This window comes from Polaromonas sp. P1_F8 (assembly GCF_056405635.1).
Map to the genome: position 1 here is coordinate 607,362 of NZ_JBFUBS010000002.1, position 19,253 is coordinate 626,614.

At 60.7% G+C, this 19,253-nt stretch carries 17 protein-coding genes and 1 tRNA gene; 5 read left to right on the plus strand and 13 right to left on the minus strand.

Features of this window, described 5'->3' with window-relative positions; translation table 11 throughout:
• Nucleotides 1–254 precede the first annotated feature (254 nt).
• The 4 genes from AC1D1J_RS11725 (at nucleotide 255) to AC1D1J_RS11740 (ending at nucleotide 6,102) form a co-directional block, all read left to right on the plus strand.
• Complete coding sequence (locus tag AC1D1J_RS11725) at nucleotides 255–1,910, plus strand: hypothetical protein (protein ID WP_477694770.1); 1,656 nt, start codon at nucleotides 255–257, stop codon at nucleotides 1,908–1,910.
• Nucleotides 1,910–3,232 carry a radical SAM protein gene (locus AC1D1J_RS11730; RefSeq protein WP_477694771.1) on the plus strand — a complete coding sequence of 441 codons (1,323 nt, stop codon included), beginning with the start codon at nucleotides 1,910–1,912 and terminating at the stop codon, nucleotides 3,230–3,232. Before AC1D1J_RS11725 ends, AC1D1J_RS11730 begins: the two co-directional genes overlap by 1 nt.
• The gene (locus AC1D1J_RS11735) at nucleotides 3,229–5,037 is read left to right on the plus strand and encodes a ferritin-like domain-containing protein (RefSeq protein ID WP_477694772.1); all 1,809 of its coding nucleotides are present in this window, start codon (nucleotides 3,229–3,231) and stop codon (nucleotides 5,035–5,037) included. The genes AC1D1J_RS11730 and AC1D1J_RS11735 overlap by 4 nt, the downstream gene beginning before the upstream one ends.
• Before the next feature lie 75 nt (nucleotides 5,038–5,112).
• Nucleotides 5,113–6,102 (plus strand): hypothetical protein, encoded by a 990-nt coding sequence (locus AC1D1J_RS11740; RefSeq protein ID WP_477694773.1) that lies wholly within the window; start codon nucleotides 5,113–5,115, stop codon nucleotides 6,100–6,102.
• Nucleotides 6,103–6,195: 93 nt separating this feature from the next.
• Here AC1D1J_RS11740 and AC1D1J_RS11745 read toward each other — a convergent pair whose 3' ends face one another.
• Nucleotides 6,196–7,542 carry a HipA domain-containing protein gene (locus AC1D1J_RS11745; protein WP_477694774.1) on the minus strand — a complete coding sequence of 449 codons (1,347 nt, stop codon included), beginning with the start codon at nucleotides 7,540–7,542 and terminating at the stop codon, nucleotides 6,196–6,198.
• A gap of 7 nt (nucleotides 7,543–7,549) precedes the next feature.
• On the minus strand, nucleotides 7,550–7,876 hold the full coding sequence (locus AC1D1J_RS11750; RefSeq protein WP_477694775.1) for a helix-turn-helix transcriptional regulator: 327 nt from the start codon (nucleotides 7,874–7,876) through the stop codon (nucleotides 7,550–7,552).
• A 289-nt stretch (nucleotides 7,877–8,165) separates the two neighbouring features.
• Here AC1D1J_RS11750 and AC1D1J_RS11755 point away from each other — a divergent pair, with 289 nt between their 5' ends.
• Nucleotides 8,166–9,053 carry a type IV toxin-antitoxin system AbiEi family antitoxin domain-containing protein gene (locus tag AC1D1J_RS11755; protein WP_477694776.1) on the plus strand — a complete coding sequence of 296 codons (888 nt, stop codon included), beginning with the start codon at nucleotides 8,166–8,168 and terminating at the stop codon, nucleotides 9,051–9,053.
• Between the two features lie 234 nt (nucleotides 9,054–9,287).
• On the opposite strand, the gene AC1D1J_RS11760 is transcribed toward AC1D1J_RS11755, so the two are convergent.
• The 11 genes from AC1D1J_RS11760 to AC1D1J_RS11810 all read right to left on the minus strand — a co-directional run bounded on the left by AC1D1J_RS11760 (nucleotide 9,288) and on the right by AC1D1J_RS11810 (nucleotide 19,249).
• Complete coding sequence (locus tag AC1D1J_RS11760) at nucleotides 9,288–9,938, minus strand: hypothetical protein (RefSeq protein ID WP_477694777.1); 651 nt, start codon at nucleotides 9,936–9,938, stop codon at nucleotides 9,288–9,290.
• 5 nt (nucleotides 9,939–9,943) lie between these two features.
• On the minus strand, nucleotides 9,944–10,309 hold the full coding sequence (locus AC1D1J_RS11765) for a hypothetical protein (protein WP_477694778.1): 366 nt from the start codon (nucleotides 10,307–10,309) through the stop codon (nucleotides 9,944–9,946).
• 50 nt (nucleotides 10,310–10,359) lie between these two features.
• Nucleotides 10,360–10,809 (minus strand): tyrosine-type recombinase/integrase, encoded by a 450-nt coding sequence (locus AC1D1J_RS11770; RefSeq protein ID WP_477694779.1) that lies wholly within the window; start codon nucleotides 10,807–10,809, stop codon nucleotides 10,360–10,362.
• Nucleotides 10,810–10,981: 172 nt separating this feature from the next.
• A tRNA-Phe gene (locus tag AC1D1J_RS11775) sits at nucleotides 10,982–11,057 on the minus strand.
• 57 nt (nucleotides 11,058–11,114) lie between these two features.
• On the minus strand, nucleotides 11,115–11,795 hold the full coding sequence (locus tag AC1D1J_RS11780; RefSeq protein ID WP_457282636.1) for a response regulator: 681 nt from the start codon (nucleotides 11,793–11,795) through the stop codon (nucleotides 11,115–11,117).
• 67 nt (nucleotides 11,796–11,862) lie between these two features.
• A complete protein-coding gene (locus AC1D1J_RS11785) occupies nucleotides 11,863–14,169 on the minus strand; it encodes a sensor histidine kinase (protein ID WP_477694780.1) in 2,307 nt (768 codons plus the stop codon).
• On the minus strand, nucleotides 14,166–14,828 hold the full coding sequence (locus tag AC1D1J_RS11790) for a DUF4390 domain-containing protein (RefSeq protein ID WP_477688423.1): 663 nt from the start codon (nucleotides 14,826–14,828) through the stop codon (nucleotides 14,166–14,168). Before AC1D1J_RS11790 ends, AC1D1J_RS11785 begins: the two co-directional genes overlap by 4 nt.
• Nucleotides 14,809–16,257, minus strand: a complete 1,449-nt coding sequence (gene rsmB / locus AC1D1J_RS11795) for a 16S rRNA (cytosine(967)-C(5))-methyltransferase RsmB (protein ID WP_477694795.1) — start codon at nucleotides 16,255–16,257, stop codon at nucleotides 14,809–14,811. Before rsmB ends, AC1D1J_RS11790 begins: the two co-directional genes overlap by 20 nt.
• A 173-nt stretch (nucleotides 16,258–16,430) precedes the next feature.
• Complete coding sequence (locus AC1D1J_RS11800) at nucleotides 16,431–17,741, minus strand: FCSD flavin-binding domain-containing protein (RefSeq protein ID WP_477688422.1); 1,311 nt, start codon at nucleotides 17,739–17,741, stop codon at nucleotides 16,431–16,433.
• A gap of 12 nt (nucleotides 17,742–17,753) precedes the next feature.
• The gene (locus AC1D1J_RS11805; RefSeq protein ID WP_477694781.1) at nucleotides 17,754–18,077 is read right to left on the minus strand and encodes a c-type cytochrome; all 324 of its coding nucleotides are present in this window, start codon (nucleotides 18,075–18,077) and stop codon (nucleotides 17,754–17,756) included.
• Nucleotides 18,078–18,247: 170 nt separating this feature from the next.
• Nucleotides 18,248–19,249, minus strand: a complete 1,002-nt coding sequence (locus tag AC1D1J_RS11810) for a M48 family metalloprotease (protein WP_477688420.1) — start codon at nucleotides 19,247–19,249, stop codon at nucleotides 18,248–18,250.
• Between the last annotated feature and the right edge of the window lie 4 nt (nucleotides 19,250–19,253).

Genomic DNA, 19,253 nt, shown 5'->3' on the forward strand with positions numbered 1-19,253 from the left:
GTCACGGCACGTCACCAGACTTCTCCCCCAAATTGGGGATGACGAAACTCGGATAAAGCGAGTACAAGGTGTCCTATGGACGCCACGCGCGTCCATAGGACAGTAGAAATCCGGGTGGGGTGCTTGCGGAGGATTCAGTTCAATTGTTTCAAGAGAGTGCGCAGCTCGTTAGCAGATTGCTCCCTTCTCTCTCACGCATCAATGGCGTATTCGTTCGCCCCGGCAAATATCGACTTGTCAAAACTGGGGATGCTATGGCGGTTTCCATTCAGGCTCTGTTTGTCACTCCGGCATTTGCCGTCGCCCGTCTTGGCGGTAGTAGCACCCCCATGCATGCCTACGATTGGGTAGACAACGGGAATCCCCGGTTCGACGGCGAGACAGATATCGCGCCAAGTTGGACCCTCGCAGTGCAACCCGATGGGTCTGTTGCGCCTTTTTTGCCTCAGGCGGTCACTTTCCGAGATGGCGGGCTCATCCGGCCGGTAGCTCCGTTCTTCGAAGTCTGGGCTCGGCTTGGCGCAGCCGGCAGTAATGCGCAGACTTGGACAGAAGCTCCCCTGACGAGTGAATTGCTAGCAGCAAACGGTCTAGCAGTAGATACACTGCGCCTTAACGTCACTGCGCGCAATCGCAAAGCTGCCCGCCGTTCACTGAATCAGAGCCATGTTTTCGGCAACTGGCAACCGCTTGCGATCCTTGGCAACGACTTTTCCCCACGGACCATCGAGGGACACAGTCCCCCAGATGCTCTAGCGCCCATGATTCCAGAAGGCCGTCACATTCCCCTCGGAACCGTTCAAATGCTGCGCAGTACAGCGCAACCGGCAGATGCGCCTTGGTCAGCAGCAATCCGTGTGGACACCATCAGATTCCGATACACCCCGGCTACCGGAAGCTTCTATGGCCCGCCTGAGGCCGCAAACGCCCGGCCGACCCAAGGGCGCCCCGCCGCTGCCGTTCCACTCATCAACGCCTTTCTCAATCCCAACGCAGGCTGGCAAGGGGCAAGAACCGGCAATCTTGTTGTCCCCCCTGACACCTATGACGTGATAAACCAGGCCCAGGTTACGGGTCCTTCTTTGGGCGTGGTGGATGACACCTGCGAGGTCCACTTTGACGTGTCCGTGGAAGTCAGCGCGGGCCGCACTTTTACTGCTCGCGCAGTCGCATTCGTTGCTCCTCCCGATTTCGCCCCCTCACATCGCCCCTTTCTTTCCGTGGCGGACGAGTTGAACGATCGGGAAAGCACAGCCCAGGAACGCAACGCAGCGCTGACGGGGCCTGCGCTGGCTGCGTGGGTTGAGGACTTGTTCGAGCGAATCTACGAGACAGTTTCACTTTTCAACGTTGATCACTACCGGAGTGAAAGGGGAGCAGAGCTTCCGGCGGACAAACTCCAAGCAGTCGACTTGGATCAAAATGCGCGCTCCGAACCGACGAGTGCAATGGGTGGTCGCGACGCGCTGCGCTCCCCGCTTTACTCGCTGAACGCCCCAACGACTATCGAGCCTCTGCCGTTGAGTCAGCATGCACGAATGCGACACCGGGCGCTTTCGGATATTCAGAACCTGGTCGCATTGGTGGCCAGCGACGCGCTTGTAGGCCGGAACAGGGTCCGTGAGATTGTCCGGGCGCCCTTTGAATGCGAAGCTTTCGAGGATGCCGGCGCCAGTTCAATGCGCATGCCGCCGTTTATGCGACAGTCAAATGCCGGACCACTCACGCTTTCGTTTTGGCAGTACGAATTACTGATGCGTTGGGTCGACGAGGTGCAGCAGCAGGCTCTGGCCGTGCCGGCAGCGGCGGTGCTGGAAGAAGCGGTTGTTGAACTGCGAGCGCTATCTCCTGCAGCAGCTTCGCGACGTTCCGCAGTGCTGTCCCGCATCGACGCGGCAGGATCGCAGTGATGCAGATTCTTCGACGAATCGAAGCGCCAACATCAGCGCCGCTCCACAAGCGGTTCAGATCATCTTTAGGCGAACACTTGTTGGTTCTCCAGCATTCGCGGCTGTTCGACCTGTCGCCAGAGGCCGCCCTTGAGTTCGATGGAAATCCTCAAGAACTGGACCGGCTGGCGCAAGTGCTGGGAGAGACCCGGGCTGACGAAGCTTCGCTCGACTTGGTGATCCAGCCGTCGCCACAAAGCTTGTCGCTCAATGTCAGCTCCACCTGCAACTTGGCCTGTAGCTATTGCTATGCGGACAGGGGAGGTTTCGCCGGAAAACAGGTCGATCGTATGACGCTGGAGACCGCGATTGCAGCTGTAGACGGCCTTTTGAGCAAAGCGGATCGCGCTGCGCCTGTCACCGTTGGATTTCTCGGTGGGGAGCCCCTCTTGAATCGCGCGTTGGTGCATGCAGTAGTAGCCCACGCCGCAGGAAAAGCAACGGAGCTTGGGTTCGACGTGCGGTTTTCCATCACGACGAACGGGACCACTCTTACTCCTCTGGATATCGGACTATTTCGAGCACATCGATTCGCTGTGACGGTCAGCATCGACGGCGGGGCGGATGCGCAGAACGAGCAACGACCGGATAAGAAAGGCCGAGGCAGCTTTTCCCGTCTCGCCGAGCGGATCGCATCGCTGCTCAGCGACCCTGGCTCAGTCCAGGTCGCGGCGCGAATGACAATTAGTGGCCGAAGGTTCGACCTGCTCGACCGACTTGACGCGCTATGGGAGTTGGGGTTTGTCGAAGCCGGCGTCGCCCCACTGCGCACAGCAGCGGATGGTTCAAACGTGGGTGATTCGGACTGGCCAGCCTACTTGGCGGAACTCATCCAGGTGTCTAGGCAAGAGCTGGAGCGCGCCCGGCAAGGCGCGCCGATACGTCTTACCAACTTGGCCGTGGCTCTCAAGCAAATTCATGTAGGCGCAAGCTCGCCGTATCCCTGCGGTGCGGGCGGAGGGTACTTCTCGGTCGCTTCAGATGGGCGCTGGTATGCGTGCCACCGAGCCATCGGTGAGGAAAGTTTCGCTTTGGGCGATTCGAGTGGATTGTCACAGTCGCGGCGCCAAGAGTTCCTTGTTCAGCGCCACGTTCACAGCCAGGCACCGTGCAATACCTGTTGGGCGCGGTACCTCTGTTCGGGGAGCTGCCATCAAGAGGCGCGCAACCGGACAACCGAAGGTTGCGACTTCATTCGAGATTGGCTGGAATTTTGTCTCGTCTCGTATTGCGAACTCATCGCGGATCGACCCACATTCTTCACCTCGAGGAAATCTTCATGAGCGGCTCATACTCGGCCAAGATCGTCACCCGCAACGTTGCCGCGGTGCGCCGCTTCGGCGATGCATCTCGGGTACCGCCGGTCGTCGCAGGTAATCCGGCCGCGACTCGGCTCGAATCGGGCGTTGGAAATTGCTATCCTGGCCTGGAGTGCGATCTGCGCAATCTGGAGCGTCGCTTCTTTCCCTATCTGGAGGTCAACTCGGTCAGCACCCAGACCACCGAATGGATCGAGGTCGCTAGCGTTGATTTAGAAGGCGCGGGACGAGCGCAAGCCGGTGGCGCTATTTCGGCGGCGGATGTCCAGGTGTATCAGCAACTTGCGGCTGACGTAGCGGCTAGCCGCAAGGCTGTCGTCGCAAGAATCTCCGGCACGTTCGGTCCACTGGGGGAGCTGGCGTTCAATCTCGGCCTGCCAGCGATGAACGGGCAACCAGAGGTAGAACCAGAAATCGACCCATTCAGTACTGGCGCTGGAAGACTGCCTGCGGATACGTGGACAGCGATTCGGTTGCTTACCGAGGAGTCCAGCACAACTCTTACATTTCGCCGAGCCAGTTCCGCCCAAGAACTGACGCTGACCGCACCAAGGGCCCGTTACCTCGATGACAACGGCGCTTTGTCGGCTGCTTTCCTGCCAGGGGAGTTGACCCAGTCGCTTTGCAGCCCTTGGACTCACGACTTTCGAGACTGTGGCTGCTTCTACTGGGCTTCGAATCATCCTGACATCGCTCGACCAGTGCTCCCCATCGGAGGCGGTACCGATCAGTCATGGGGCATGGACGTGCCGTGGCAACGTGCAAACCGCACGATCGGACCGACGGCTCCAGCCGCAGCGACCCCAGCGGACCCTCAACCGATTGAACTGCGGCACTACGAGATTAACAATCGGTGGCAGGAACTGCACTTTGTTATCGGTCGGCGAGAAATTGTTGCGCCGTATACCCCCGGAGTATCGGAACAACCTGCGCCGCTGCCTAGCTTAGCGGTGTTGCTGGCGCATTTGCGCTATGCGGCAGGGGTCGAACTTGCCGTCGCCCACGAGTATCTTTGCGCGGCTTACTCGTTGAAGTCTCCCACCGACCCCAGTGTCGCCGGCAATGCTGACCTGCGTGACGATATCCGTGTGAGCTACGACGAGCTAATGCGAATTGCTGTCGGTGAGATGCGCCATGCCAGGGCCGTGAACGACATCATTCGAGGCGTTTCGCCGACCGGAACCTACCAGCCGGCTTTGCAGGTCGCCTCCCAGATTCCTGGCTTGCCTGGACAGATGCGCAACATTCAAATGCGGGCGGCGACGCGCGACGCCATCAACAGCTTTATCGATGTGGAAGCGCCCTCCGCTGGAGTGGATGGGCTCTACACCCGCATTCTCGCCACGTTGGTGACTCCGCCGCCCGACGTGGCGCAGGCTGCTACCGACGAATGGCGTGAGGCGGTGCGCTCCATCATTGCCGAAGGTGAGGACCACTACCAGACGTTCCGTGACATGAAGGAGTGGCTCTCCAATCACCAGGAGTCAGCCTACCTGCGCTCCGACACACCGCCGAAGCCTCCCGCAGGCAACGCCGCGAATGTGGCATTGCAGGAGGCTTACTCTGCCATGCTAATCAAGCTGAGGGACGGTTACCGGAAGGGAAGATTCGGCGGAGCGCCTGAGATCAACGCCGCACGTACGAGCATGAAGATACCCGGCGGGATCGATGACTTGGCTAAAGCCGTAGCGGCACAAGGCTTTCTAGTGACATTTGACGTACCAGCAGGCGCCGAATTTGCACCTATTGGCCCTCCCGCCACGCTGTAGCCCTTCGATACGATGTTGCGACGGCAAAAGACGCCGTCCCCGCTGATCGTGCTGGGGGCGGGGCCAGTCGGGCTCATGGCAGCGCTGCGCGCAAGGCAAATGGGTTTGTCGGTCAAGGTCATCACCGATCGCATCCCAACACTGGAAGACCCTTTCCGGTTGGAAGCGGTACCAGCGCAGTTGATCGCGCTGTTCGTGGAATTTGGTGTACACCCAAAGCTGATCGGCGTCGAGCGGACGCATCAGCATCGATTCACTCAGTGGCAAACCGCGGAGGTGGTTGCGGCGGCTGCGCCAGCGTCCGCCCACGTTACGCGACCGGCTCTCGATGTTGCTCTTCTACATCTTGCTGACCGCGCCGACGTTGCAATAAACGTTGTCGGCAGTTCTGCGCGCTTCGCGGCCGATGAGGCCAGCACTGACGGGCCGGTGATCCTGGATTCCACCGGGCGCTCCGCTGTCACCGCGCGTCACATTTCCCGCCCAGATGTGCCGCTCGTATGCCGTACTTTCACGCAGACCGCGCGCTCTGGAGTGGAGCTGGATGGATTCTCTGTAGCAGCCGGTCCGCAAGGGTACGCATATCGACTTGGCAATGCCCAGCGAATTGCCTTAGGAGTGGTTGGACACGGTGCGCTGTTGCGCGGCAGCGCAGACGTTGTTGTGGCTAATATTCAAACGTTTGCCCCTTGGATTGTCGAAGGAATCGATTGCAGCGAACTGGTATCTGGCTGCGCAGGCGCGGCGTCGCTTCAATGGTGCTCCAGCACCACCCAAGGCGTTCAGCTCATCGGGGATGCACGACTAGCCCGTGACGCGTTGGCGTCTCAGGGAATCGCCCTTGGGATCTCAGATGCCCTGAAGGCAGTCTCTGCTATCGCGGAGACCGGCAGCGTTGAGCTAGCTTCGTTGGTATCCCAGCTAACGCTGCATAGGCACAGGGTCATTGATCTCATTGCAGAGAGCCCTTTCGCCTTCGCCCTTCCGTGGCAGCGCTATGTCGATTTTCTTCGCGCTGAGACACAATTAGTCGACCCAGCGACCATCGCCACCAGACCCAGATAGTAGGCAGCGACAGCATCCTCATAAGTGAATCCGGCGCTGCTGGCGAGTTCGGGTTGCCTGAATGCGGGGGATCGGTTTTGGCCTACTCGTCGCTCACTCGAAATCCGAGCGCTTGAAGCGTGCGATTAATCGAACATGCTCGCGCTGGCGTATGCATGTGGCCAGCACCAATTCCTGGAAGCGATGTGCCACAGCCGAAGGAACCGACTGGCCAATCATGTCGGCCAGGAACGTGTCCATCACGGCGATAACCTTTTCGGCGAGGCCATCGAGCTCGTGCGCTACCAACCGGAAGGGCAGCTTGCACAGATGCCCGAAGTGCGCCCACTCGTACGGCGTCAATGCTTCTTCGCTGAAGGCATCACCGATCGCCATCGCGTAGGTGTTCAAGAAGCCGGCGTCGAGAGCGTCCATGCAAACCATGTCATAGGCCGGCGCCAACCGGAGGCCGCGCCGGTCGCAGAAGAAGGATACATTCTTCCCGTGCGCATCGGTATTGCCGATCAATACTTGGAAAATCGTCCAGCGCAGTAAACGGAGCCGATCAACGGCCGGCAGCGGACTTTGATCGACCAGCGAGAACAACTTGGGAAGGCTCGCACCGTCACGCAGATGGGCGACTTCGGCGGCGTCACCGTAGGCCCGTTCGTATTTCATTGAAACCGCCAAGCCCAACGCCTGGCAGGCGTCGACGATGTGCAAGCGCCTGACACCTGCCTCGGTTTCAACGCGGTCGAAGCGGCGCACCAGCAGCACCGGTTCCGGTACGTACACGAGCCGCGTCTGCGCCGCCTCGAGGCCAACTCGACGCGCCAGCTGCATGCACAGGTGTTCGTTGGCCGGCAGCGTTGCCAGCTGTTTGCGCATGGGCACCGGCTTAACGATCTCCGTAGAGGCGAGCCGGCCGCCGTCGACTAGGAACCACCTGCCCTCGCGTTCGTAGACAGCGATCTTGTCCTGGTAGCCCGCAATTGAGAGCCGCACCTTGCCGTCCCAGACAGAGAACGGAATATCCTCACGCTCGCGAATTCGCTCGGAGAGCTGGGCAGGGGTGATTTCACGCAGGTACTCACCATCGGCAGCGACGGGAGCAGCGTGGTCGTCGTCGGCCAAGGTGACGCGCAAGGCGCCGGCAGTTTCCTTGCCAATGGCGATCAGCAAGCCCACCAAGTTAGAACGCGTCGTGCCGGCCGCCTGCGCCGCGTGATCCAGGGCCTCACCTTCGGGCAGCAGGTTCTCGAAGAACTGCCGTACCTGTGCGCTGTGCTGCTCAGGGGTCTCGCCGGCCGGGCGCTCCAGCGGAAGTAGCGGGCTCAGCGGAAACCCCCCCTCGGCCTGTCGCCACTCGGCAGCGTAGTCGAGGCTGAAACGGTTGGCTTGCGGATCATGGCCCAGCAAGCCCACCAACTCCTCACCCGCCCACACGTTCAGTGTTGCCATGGTCGGCTCACTTACCTAACGGCGAAGCGCTCTGAGCGTCGGAGCCCGGAGTCATGCCGGCGAGCGCCCGGCGAACGCCTTCCCGCTGTCCTCCGGGGACTGCCAAAATAGAGACGCCGAACTCACGGGCGGCACGCAAGGCAGTGTCCAAGCTGACGCTACTCTTGGCAGTCTCGAGGTTCGTGAGCGTCTGCCGCGCCACTCCGAGCAGGAGCGACGCTTCCGTAAGCGTCATGTTGGTTGCGCAGCGGGCAGCACGGATCGATGCGCCGAATGCTTTGCTGTCGGCCACGAATAGGTCCGCTGGAGGGGGAAGGGGTTTGACGCGTTTCATAAAAGACTAGATTTCTAGATTTTATACGCGATTGAGGGTTAGGGTAGCGATTTGTCTAGAAATCTAGTCTTTTCACAGTCAGAAGGGCAAAGAGACCGATTTGCCTAGAATTCTAGGCATTCATTTGGAAAGTACACAAAAAGTACCAGCACCGACCAAGCGCTGGCCCGGTATATATACCGGGCCAGCGCTTGGTCGGGATGAGCCTATTCGCATTACATTCAATGGAGCATCAGCTGGGTATATATACCCAGCTGATGCTCCACGATAAGCACTACGAAAGGCCTCTATGGATGTCGAAGTCTGGATGAGGGTTGCAAAGGCACCGATTCACCGGTATTTCGAACACAGTTTCCAAAAGGTGTTTCAGCAAGTTGACCTGCACCGGCTGTTCGAGCAGCACCGTACGGCTTGGCGACTGTCCGCTGTCAGCCTGAAAGACTTCATGCGCCTGCTGCCAGCGTACTCTAAGTTCCGCCGGCTCGACATCCCCTTTCCCGGCCGCAAGCAGACCTGCTATGTGTGGGGCAATAGCCGGCCGCTCGCCGCTTTGCTCGCGCTCGACCCGAAATCCTACCTCAGCCACCATACGGCGCTGGAGCTGCACCAGCTGGTGACCGATCGGTCGGAAACCGTTTACCTGAATGTTGAACAGACCCACCGCCCCCGGGACGAACTGATAGTGCTCGAGCAAGCCCGCATCGATGGCGCGTTCAAGCGCGCACCGCGCATTTCCAACAGCGTAGTCGACTTCCAGAGCGGGCGGGTGTGCCTGCTCAGCGGAAAGCAAACCGGCATGCTTGGCGTCATCGCCGCGCCCTTCCCCAACGTAGCGCCCGATCAACTGCTGCGTGTTACCGGCTTGGAACGCACGCTCATCGACATCGTCGTGCGCCCCGTCTACAGCGGGGGACCGGAACAGATTATTCGCGCTTACGGGGCGGCCAGATCACGCACATCGATCCCTACGCTGATAGGAATGCTGACCGAGCTGGACTACATCTACCCCTATCACCAAGCAATCGGCTTCTGCCTGGAACGGGCCGGCCACGATGAAGCGGCGCTCGCTCCCTTGCGTCAGTTACCAATGGAGCACGATTTCTACCTCGCGCACCGCATGGGCGTAACAGCCTACATCCCGCGGTGGCGGCTGCATGTGCCTGCCGACCTGGCGTGATGCACAGGTTCTGTCGTGTCAGACTACAAGTTCCCCTGCAGGAACAATGTGTTCACCGCATCGCCATAGAGCCAAGGCCGCGTAAAGGATCAAGGCTGTTTGAGGTTTTGCAACCGGTGGCGATGGCTTACTTGGGGCCCACTTCCTAGGCCATGTCGACGAATCTTTCCGTCAAGTCGTCCTGGAGTGCCTCGGAATTCCACCTATGTAGTCACAGAACCGTTTGAACGAATTTCAGCAGTACAGATCCGAATGGTGGGCGAAGCGCAAAAGGTATTGACCATCAAAAGTGAACGTAGAAAGCGGCGTAAACGTCGCGGCGACGGCGTCAAGGTCCGTACTCAGTGGTCCTATTTCGTTTTCAACATTTATTAGGTGAGCCGGAACATCCGGAGATACTAAGAGGCCTCCGCGACCAGAAAATTCGAATGGCGGTACCGCAAGCACTCCAACTACCTTGAAGTCCCGCACGACCCATTCGTTGTAGTTGTCGAGTGGTCGCAGGGATATGCTCGCCTCCACATCGGCCACTGAGATGTTGCGCTCTTGTTGGACGACCCGAATGCCATCGGGCCCCTCGATCGAGCCGCAATCGGTCGCCGAAACGGCGACCAACGACGTTGGGCTTTTGAGGTCAAGGATAAGGCCAATGCACCCAGTGGCGTTTCGCCGAAACCCCGAGAAAACGTCGCCCGGCTTGACAGTAGAGCAGGACAGCCCGCCCATGGCGTTTCCGGCGATTACATGGAACAAGTCATCTGGATAGAGATGTCCACGCTCCAAGCCAGAGCCCTTTGGAACACCTGAGAAGTGAACGATAACGCTCTTGTGTGCGGCAAGTATTGCGTGCACCTCGGCAATGGTTGGCCTCTTGAATGCTGTCATTTTATTTATGTTTGGCTCATCTTCAATACAGCCAATTCTCTCGCGAGGCGATTCGACAGCGCTCTGAATTCTGACGCTTTTTCTCTTATTGCCTGCTCTGTAATCGTGTCCTGATGCCCTAGCGCGTAAAGCACCAACTGGTCATCCTCGTCGTGAGTCATTGCGATCGTAGTGTCAATAACGAAGGCTCCATGAGCGATCCGATTGCGAAAATCGCTGGCCTCCGAGGCGGCGATGAGTAATTTGTGAAGTGTTGAAAGACCAGAACCTTCGTTATCCGGTGAAGTTTCTCGCTGCAACGCCTTCAACCGTTTGCTCAGAGTTTTTTCCAACCAAGTTTTTGATGGCTTGCGGCCAAGGATCTGGGTCAAGCATGTGTGCGTCATCCCATCAATCTCATTGAGAGCGACAACAATTGTTCCTATGAAAAGGGCCTGATCGCCTCCATCGTGAGTGAACCTATCCAGGGGAAAATGTGCAGCTCTAGGTGCCGCATCACCTTTTCGGCGTAGCCAGCGGACCATTGCCGGTCTTTTTGGGCTTGGGCATGCCAGGCTCGGGCCATCAGCTCGAACGTATTGAGCCGAGCCACCCTATCGCGTTCTGCCTGCTCCCGGCGGGCATCCCTAGGGTCAATGCCCCCGGCGCGCTTTTCGGCCTCATTACGAGCCTTCTTACGCGCCGCGGCCAGGGACACGGTGGGATAGGAACCGAAGCTCAGCTTGGCTTCCCTCCCGGCCTGCTTGTAGCGATAGATCCAGACCTTGCCGTTCGGCCTGACGCGAAGGTACAAGCCTTCCCCGTCCGAAAGCATGTATTCCTTGTCGCGCGGCTGCGCCGCCTTGATCTGTAGCTCGTTGAGCTGACTCATGGTGTACCCCCAGAGAGACTGAATTTAAAAAGCAGTCTGGGGTACACCTAGGGGTACACGCAAGAATGGGACGTTGTGGGATTCAACGATACCGCTTGAGCCGCCTTTTGAAGGCTAAGTCCTTGATTTGCAAGGACTCTGGGCTGACTTGGGATCGTCTGAGAAAAGGGAGTGGTGGCCTGGGGCGGAATCGAACCACCGACACAAGGATTTTCAATCCTCTGCTCTACCGACTGAGCTACCGGGCCTGAGCCTCAGATTATATATCACCCGAAAGGGGTGTCCGGCCCCCTGAGTCTTCAAGGTCAGACGCCGCGTTTGCCTCGGGTCAGATCCACACCGAGTTGCTTGAGCTTTCGGTAGAGGTGGGTACGCTCAAGACCGGTTTTCTCCGCCACGCGGGTCATGGAGCCGCCTTCCTTGGCCAAATGAAATTCGAAGTAGGCTTTTTCAAATTCGTCACGCGCGTCGCGCAATGGTTTTTCCAGCAGAAAACTCTGCGTGGCCTGCGGTCCCAGGTCAACAGGTGTCGGCAAGGTCCCGCCGGTCATCACGGCTTCTACCGTGAGGTCGGCTGCGTGTGCCGCGGGGCTGCTGTTCATTACGGCGGGTTTGCGGGGAGCTGCCTTGGTGAGGCCCTGTTCCACGGCCTTCAGGAGTTTTTGCAGCGTGATGGGTTTCTCAAGAAACGCCATGGCGCCGATCTTGGTAGCCTCGACTGCCGTATCGATCGTGGCGTGACCGCTCATCATGATGACGGGCATGGTCAGCAAGCCACTGGAAGACCACTCCTTGAGCAGCGTCACGCCGTCAGTGTCGGGCATCCAAATGTCCAGCAGCACCAGATCGGGCCTGGAACGTCCGCGGGCGGCACGGGCCTGAGCGGCGTTCTCGGCGAGCTCGACCTGATGCCCTTCGTCATTAAGAATTTCTGAGAGAAGGTCGCGTATGCCCAGCTCGTCGTCGACCACCAGAATATTTGCCATGATTGAATTGCTGCCTGCCTGTTATTGCGAATGCCGTGCGGATATCGAAGTGTTACTGAATGTGTTGTTAAGCCACAACTGCAAATGATAACGACACTTGTGCCCCTTGCACCAAACCGTCCGCTACGCGATTTGAAATATCGATACGGGCACCGTGTTCATCTGCAATTTTTTTGACGACCGCGAGCCCCAGACCCGTGCCCTTTACCTTGGTCGTGACGTAGGGCTCGAACGCGCGTTTGAGGATGTGTTCGGGGAAGCCCGTTCCGTTGTCGCGCACCGTCAGACGCACACGCCTGGACGTTTCAGAGTATTCGGTCTTGAGCGTAACCCGTCCGTCCTCCTTGCCTTCCTGCGCATCCTGGGCGTTCTGCAACAGGTTGTGGATGACCTGGCGCAGCTGCTGGTCGTCGCCCTGAATTTTCGGAGTCTTGGGGTCCAGCTCTGTGACGACCGGAACCGCAGCACTGCCGCTGCGCAGCTCACTGTGACCGTCGCTGAGGTACAGCTGCATCACGTCGTTGATCAATGCATTGAGGTCAACAGGCTTGAGCTCGGCGGCCGGCAGGCGCGCGTAGTCGCGGAATTCATTCACAAGCCGCTTCATTGCGTCGACTTGGTCGACGATAGTCTTGACGGATTTGGTGAGCAACAGCTGCTCGGGTTCGCCGACCTTGCCGGTGAGTTTCATTTCGAGGCGCTCAGCCGACAGCTGAATCGGCGTGAGCGGGTTCTTGATCTCGTGGGCCAGGCGGCGCGCCACCTCGCCCCAGGCCTGCGCGCGTTGGGCCGACACCATTTCGGAAACATCGTCAAACACCAGCAAAAATTCTTCGGTGCCCGGCATCTTGGCGCCACGGGCGATCAGCGTGATGGCGTTGTCGGGCGCACCGGCCACGGCCGCGTTGAGCTCAAAAGATTGCTGCCAATGCTCAAGCCCGTGCGGCGCACCATCGCTGAGGTAATCGGCAAACTGGGCCAGCACATCTTTGGCAAACAGGCCCAGGCCCGGCACTTCGCCCAGTGACTTTCCGTGGTACGCCGCCAGCGGCCCGCGCAAGATGCGGGTGGCCCCAGGGTTGCTGGACTGGATGCGGCCATGCACATCCAGCACGATCACGCCGGCAGTGAGGTTGTCCAGAATGGTCTGCAGGTTGGCGCGCGCAGCGTCAACCTGGCTCATGCTTTGCTGAACCGCCGAGCGGGCGTCGGCCAGTTGCTGCGTCATGTCGGCGAAAGAACGCGTGAGCCCGCCCAACTCGTCCTTGCCCTGCAGCGCAGCCTTGGGTGTCAAGTCGCCCTGGGCCACCTGGCGCACGCCCTCCGCCAGCACCAGCAGCGGCTTGGCCAGCTGGTTGCCCAGCACCACGGCCAGCAGCACCGCGCCGAACACGGCCAGGAACAGGCTGAGCGTGAGTGTGCCTATGTACATTTTGCGCAGGCCGCCACGTGCCAGCGCGCGCTCCTGGTATTCGCGGTTGGCTTCCTGGACGGCAACGGCATTGGCCACCAGACCCTCGGGCAGCAACTGGGTTACCTGCAAAAACCTTGCGTCGCCCAGCACGTTCACATTGGGGTTGTTCACCACGGCAATCGCCTTGACACGCGCAACGGCCCCCGGCGCGGAGCCGGCAGCCCCACCTGCGGCCAGCTCACCGTTGCCGGCAGACACCACCTCATCGAGGCCTTCAATTTGCGTGACGACGCGCTGTGTGCGTGCCGCGCGCAGTTGCTGCACCGAAGGGCGTTCGGGTTTCAGCAGGAATCTCGACTCACCTGCGCTGGCGATCACCTGGCCCGAGGGGCTCCAGAGCACCACATCGCTGGCCTGGAGCTGGTCGCGCAGGCGTTCAAGTGCGAGGCCAGCCATGGCGTCCGGCGTCTCGGAAATCTGGGTGGCGGCCTGGCGTGTCTTGTTGCCAAGGTCGGCGGCCAGGGTGTCCAGCGTGGCCCGGCCCAGGTTCAACCCGGCCGCCAGTGCGCCCTCCACTTCGACGTCAAACCAGCTTTCAATGGACCGCGACACAAACTGATAGGACACCACATAAATCATCAGCCCCGGCATGAGGCCGACCAGCGCAAAGATGGCGGCCAGCTTGACCAGCAGCCGGCTGCCGAAGCGGCCGCGGTACAGCCGCAGGGCAAGGCGCGCCACGATCCATCCGATGACCAGCAGCAGCAAGCCGGCAACGGCCACGTTGAGCACGAAGAGCAGCGCGTAATTCCGCTCGTACAGCTCGCGATTGCCGGTGGCCTGCGTCAGCAGGAACATCAGCACCAGGCCGAGCGCCGCGATGGCCCCCACCCCGACACCGACCGTCCAGCGAAAAGCCTTGCTGCTCTTGAGGGAGCCGCCGCTGACCTGCAGGTTCACTTGACGCCCTCGGCGCTGGAAACCACAGGTGTGGCGGGTTCCAGTTTCAGCCGCTCCCTGACCTGCGCGGAGATATTCCAGTCTTTTTGCCCGGCCACCCCGATCTGGAAGGGACGCGGCAGCTGCGTCAGGTCGAGCCTGAAACTGAAATCAAGCTTGTGGGCGGCGTCGGGGTCGACTTCGGCCGCATCCGCGATTTTCCAGCGCGCCACGCGCTGGATGGCAGACAGGGCCTCGGGAAGGGTTTCGTAATTCTGGTTCAGCGTGGCGCGCAGGCCCGCCGAACTGGTGATGAGGCCCGAAGCGATGTTGACCCGCCAGCGGCGGGTCAATGGCTGGTAAGCCAGGCGAACGGTACGGGCCGCACTGGCCACGCGCGGGTCCGTCCAGTACCAGCGGTCGCGGTAAATGTCGGCTTCGACCACAAAGAACATCGGAATCCCCTTGAGCAGGGCGTCTTCCACCACCGCCGGAAGCTCAAACCGGACTTGCGCAGACAGGTGAACACCGTCGTCACCGCGCTCCACGCGCAGCTGCGTGATCTCGGTGGCCGACGCCAGTCCCGGTGCGGCCATCGCGATGCAAAGGCACAGCCCCGGCAGAAAACGCCCCATGACGCCCACCACACGCCGCCAGCCGTCAGCGGCTGCGCTTTTCAAGGAGGGCGTAATAGAAACCGTCGTGTTCACGCATCAAATTGTCCGGGAAGACCGTCGCTCCGGCGCCACTTTGGGGGAGCAAATGCCCCGGCGAAGGCTTTAATAAGGCGTCGGTGTGGTGCGTAAGAAACGTTTGTATCTGGTTGTCGCCTTCCGCGCGAAAAACTGAACAGGTGCAATACAGCAGGCGCCCGCCGGGCTTGAGCAAAAGCCAGAGTGTTTTCAGCAAATGCGCCTGGATGTCGGCCAATTGGGCGATGTCCGTGGGCCGGCGCAGCCAGCGTACATCCGGGTGACGCCGCACGATGCCCGAAGCCGTACAGGGTGCGTCCAGCAGGATCGCGTCGAATGCCTGCCCATCCCACCAGGAATCAGGCTGGCCGGCATCGCCGACACGGATGTCAGCCTGCAGACCCAGGCGGTGCAGATTCTGCTTCACGCGCTCGCAGCGGCGCGCATCAATATCCAGCGCTGTCACGTCGCAATCGGCCAGTTCAAGCAGGTGAGCGGTTTTGCCGCCCGGTGCAGCACAGGCATCCAGCACTTTCAGCCTCCCGGCTTCACCGCCCTCGGCTTTCAAACCATCCAGAAGCAAAGGCGCAGCCAGCTGCGCCGCGGCGTCCTGAACCGAAAAATGCCCTTCGGCAAAGCCCGGCAGCGAGCTCACGGCCTGCGCGTGAGCGAGGATCACTCCATGCTTTCCCACCGGATCTGCTTCAATATTGATAGCTGCCAGCGCCCGCTGGTATTGGTCTTGAGTCGTTTTTCGTTCATTAATACGCAAGATCAACGGCGCCTGGGTATTGTTGGCCTGCAGTATGGCCTGCCAGTCTCCAGGGTGGTCCTTGCGCACCCGGTCTATCCACCACTGGGGATGGTTCCACACGGCCTGCGGGCTTTTTTCGGTACGCGCCACCAGTTCGTCACGCTCGCGCAAAAACCGGCGCAAGCAGCCGTTGATAAAGCTGGCCTGGTGCTGTGTGGCGTCGCCGCGCTTGGCGGCTTCCACAGCCTGATCAACGAGCGTGTGCGCGGTGTATCTGCCCCCCGCGCTTGTCGCTTCGCGGGCCTTCGGCGGTGCGCTGCCCCATTCAGAAGAAGAAGGGGCTAATTTTCCTGGGGGCGGCCCGTCGGAAAATTGTTCCGGCCGGCTGACATCGATTTCGTTCCAGGCCAAGGCGAGGGCGACACACAGCAACGCATCCGCCTCGGGCGGCGGCGGGCGGCGGGCCAGTTGCTGGCGCAAGGCCTCGGCGCGGCCCAGCCAGCGCAGTGTGTGAAAACCCAGCGCCTGAACGCCGGGCCGCAACGCGGCGTCCACATCTTCCAGCGCGGCGGTCATGGACTGGCCGTCACGAACGGCCATTAACAGGGAGGCAGCCCCTTGCAGCTGGCGCCACAGGGGAACTTGGGTCGGGTTGTCTTGCATCTGTCTCACGTCTGCCGCCCTGAACTGGCGGCCAACCCGTATTAGACCAGTAGCAAGTCCCCGCTGCGCCACTCCGAATTGCAAGCAGGGGCCGCGGGACCGGCTTTGCCGGACCGCAGGCGCAGCGGCCACCTCGGGGGGCAGGGAGTTACGCGAAACGAACGACCGTGGGGCTAACTAAGCGTATCAGCCCAAATATTGCTGGCCCAATTCAGCGCGTAGACGCCTTCGAGTTCGGTAGGACCGGTGCTCACGCCGCCGGATCCGGCAACGGCCTTGAAGGTTTTCTCGGCCACCACGTATTCATGCACGCTGGCCACATGAATCACGTTCTTGTTGTCGACAAAGCTGTAGCAGGTATTGGTGAGCATGGGCGCGGGGTTGACCTCCCAGCCCGAGAGCTGGGCCACGATGGCGGCGGCTGCCACTTTGCCATGGTTGTTGGCCATGTGGCCGCTCTTGGGCATGGCCGGCGCGACCTGAATGGAGTCGCCGAGCACATGCACGTCCTTTGCGGCAGTGGATTCAAACGTCAGGTAGTTCACGCCGCACCAGCGGTTGTTGGCCTGGTTGTTGAGGCCCGCCTGCACTGCGATGGTGCCGGCGCGCATGGCGGGCAGCACATTGAGCACGTTGGCTTTCACGTCGTCCTGCACATCAAATTTGATAATGCCGGCCTTCGCATCGACCGACGTGGCCTTGTGCTGGCCCCGGTACTCGACAATGCCCTTGTATTGCTCGGCCCACACCTTCTTGAAGAGCGGCCCTTTGGATGTGACGTCCGGATTGGCATCAAGGATGAGCACCTTGCTGCGCGGTTTGGCGGCCTTGAAGTAGCCGGCAATAACGCTGGCGCGTTCGTACGGGCCGGGTGGGCAGCGGTATGGCGCTTCGGGAATGGTGATGGCATACACACCGCCATCGGGCATGGCTTCAAGCTGCCGGCGCAGCGCCACGGTTTCCGCGCCGGCCTTCCAGGCCTGCAGGACCTGGCCGGAGGCATTGGCGTCTTTCAGGCCCTCGATGCTGCCGAACATCAGTTCCACACCAGGCGAGACCACCAGCTTGTCGTAGGCGATGGTGGCACCGCCAGCCAGCGTGACCGTTTTCCTGGCGGTGTCGATGGCGCTGGCGTAGTCCTTCACCACGGTGACGCCGTGGTTGCGCGACAGGCCCGCATACGATGTGGTGAGATCCGCAATCTGTTTGCCGCCGCTGAGCACAAGGTTGGAAATAGGGCAGGAAATAAACGCCTCCTGCGGCTCGATCAGCACCACGTCGATCTTGTTGTCCGAGAGCAGGCGCACGTATTTGGCAGCTGTAGCGCCGCCGTAGCCGCCACCTATAACAACCACTTTGGCTTTGGAAGGAATCGAGGTGCTGGCGCAGCCGGCCAGGCCCAGCAAACCCAGGGCAGCGCTTGACTGCAGGAAAGAGCGGCGCTTGAAGCCCGCCAGCGAAACAGTGTGAAGAGGCGTATTCATGGTGTCTGTTCCTTACTTCTTCTGTGCAGCAAAGTAGGTGGCCAGCGATTCGATCTGCGCATCGTTGAAGCCCTTGCTGATCTGGTGCATCACCGTGGCGGGCCGCGTGCCGGCCTTGAAGGCGGTCATCTGCGCAACGATGTAGCTTTTGTCGAGGCCGGCCAGCGAGGTGACCGTGGAGCCGTCGACCACCTTGCCATTGGTGCCGTGGCAGTTGGCGCAGGTGGCGGCCAGGCTTTTGGTATAGAGCGCTTCCTTGCTTTGCGCCTGCGCCAAGGGGCTGAGGGCCAGGCAAAGCAGTGGCAAGGTGAGCCTGGCAAGTCGTGGGATTCTCATGGTTTTTCTCCTGACGGGTTCAAACGTCGGTTGTGTCTTCATCTGGCAATTTAACGCGGTGCCCCCGGTACCCTATAGGGAGTATCCAGTACTTCGGTACGCCGCGTCACACCGGCATTCGAACCATTGGCGATGTACTTAACACCAGCTTATCGTTGGCAGTCTTGTATTCAAAGGATGGCGTCGGGCCGCGTCGCAAGCTCATCCTGCGTAGACAATGCCGCCATGGGCCGGCCGTAGATTTCGCGGATGCGCTCGGCCAATGGCGGATGGCTGGCAAACCAGCGGCCCCGGTCGCGGGCATCGACCAGCAGCATATGCTGCACGGCCGGGTGCAGGCTGCGCGAAGGCGCCGTCCCCTGCTCTTCCTCGCCGGCCACCTTGCGCAGCACGCCGCCCAGTCCTTCCCGGCTGCGTGTGAACTGCACGGCGCGCGCATCGGCCAAAAACTCCCGCTGGCGCGAGATCGCGGCCTTGAGCGCACGCCCCGCCAGCCATCCCAGTGTGCCCGTGACCAGGATGGGAAAACCGGGCAAGGCGAGGAAAGACCGCTGGCCGTTCTCATCACCTTCGCACATGCTGCGGCCCAGGTTGAAGATCATCTCCAGCCCGAACACCATGCCCGCCAGACGCATGTTCAGGCGCGTGTCGCCTTCACGCAGATGGCTCAGTTCGTGGGCCACCAGGCCCTGGAGTTCGTCGCGTGTGAGCTTGTCGAGCGCGCCCTGCGTGACGGCGATAACCGCGTCGTCACCGCCCCAGCCCGCGGCGAAGGCATTGATGGCGTCCAGGCGCGGCAGCACCATGGCCAACGGCGGCTTCATGCTGGCTGCAATGGCCAGCTCGTCCATGATGTTGCAGAGCTTCTGCTCGGCCTCCCGGCTGGCTGGCCAGGCTTCGCGCGCGCCCACACGGCGTGCCAGCGCCTGGCCGCCGCTGCTCAGCGCGGAGGTCTCCAGCCACCAGCCGCCCAGCACAAACAACAGCGTCACCGAAGTGTTGACGGTGAAAAAATAGGCCGGATAACCGCTGAAGCCCGGCGTCACCAGACGCCAAACCAATGCCAGCGCTCCGTTCACTGCCAGCAGCAGGGCGATCAGCGTCAGGCCGAACAGCAGCAGGAGCCGCTGGGTCTGGGCGCGCGCGGTTTCCTGCCGGTCAAAAAATCGCATTCTT

Bases quoted from the DNA above. Each gene is read 5' to 3' on its own strand.
- AC1D1J_RS11805 (WP_477694781.1), bottom strand. From the start codon at position 18,077: ATGAGAATCCCACGACTTGCCAGGCTCACCTTGCCACTGCTTTGCCTG.
- AC1D1J_RS11750 (WP_477694775.1), bottom strand. From the start codon at position 7,876: ATGAAACGCGTCAAACCCCTTCCCCCTCCAGCGGACCTATTCGTGGCC.
- AC1D1J_RS11810 (WP_477688420.1), bottom strand. From the start codon at position 19,249: ATGCGATTTTTTGACCGGCAGGAAACCGCGCGCGCCCAGACCCAGCGG.
- AC1D1J_RS11730 (WP_477694771.1), top strand. From the start codon at position 1,910: ATGCAGATTCTTCGACGAATCGAAGCGCCAACATCAGCGCCGCTCCAC.
- AC1D1J_RS11735 (WP_477694772.1), top strand. From the start codon at position 3,229: ATGAGCGGCTCATACTCGGCCAAGATCGTCACCCGCAACGTTGCCGCG.
- AC1D1J_RS11770 (WP_477694779.1), bottom strand. From the start codon at position 10,809: ATGAGTCAGCTCAACGAGCTACAGATCAAGGCGGCGCAGCCGCGCGAC.
- rsmB (WP_477694795.1), bottom strand. From the start codon at position 16,257: ATGCAAGACAACCCGACCCAAGTTCCCCTGTGGCGCCAGCTGCAAGGG.
- AC1D1J_RS11740 (WP_477694773.1), top strand. From the start codon at position 5,113: ATGGCAGCGCTGCGCGCAAGGCAAATGGGTTTGTCGGTCAAGGTCATC.
- AC1D1J_RS11760 (WP_477694777.1), bottom strand. From the start codon at position 9,938: ATGACAGCATTCAAGAGGCCAACCATTGCCGAGGTGCACGCAATACTT.
- AC1D1J_RS11780 (WP_457282636.1), bottom strand. From the start codon at position 11,795: ATGGCAAATATTCTGGTGGTCGACGACGAGCTGGGCATACGCGACCTT.
- AC1D1J_RS11800 (WP_477688422.1), bottom strand. From the start codon at position 17,741: ATGAATACGCCTCTTCACACTGTTTCGCTGGCGGGCTTCAAGCGCCGC.
- AC1D1J_RS11755 (WP_477694776.1), top strand. From the start codon at position 8,166: ATGGATGTCGAAGTCTGGATGAGGGTTGCAAAGGCACCGATTCACCGG.
- AC1D1J_RS11745 (WP_477694774.1), bottom strand. From the start codon at position 7,542: ATGGCAACACTGAACGTGTGGGCGGGTGAGGAGTTGGTGGGCTTGCTG.
- AC1D1J_RS11725 (WP_477694770.1), top strand. From the start codon at position 255: ATGGCGGTTTCCATTCAGGCTCTGTTTGTCACTCCGGCATTTGCCGTC.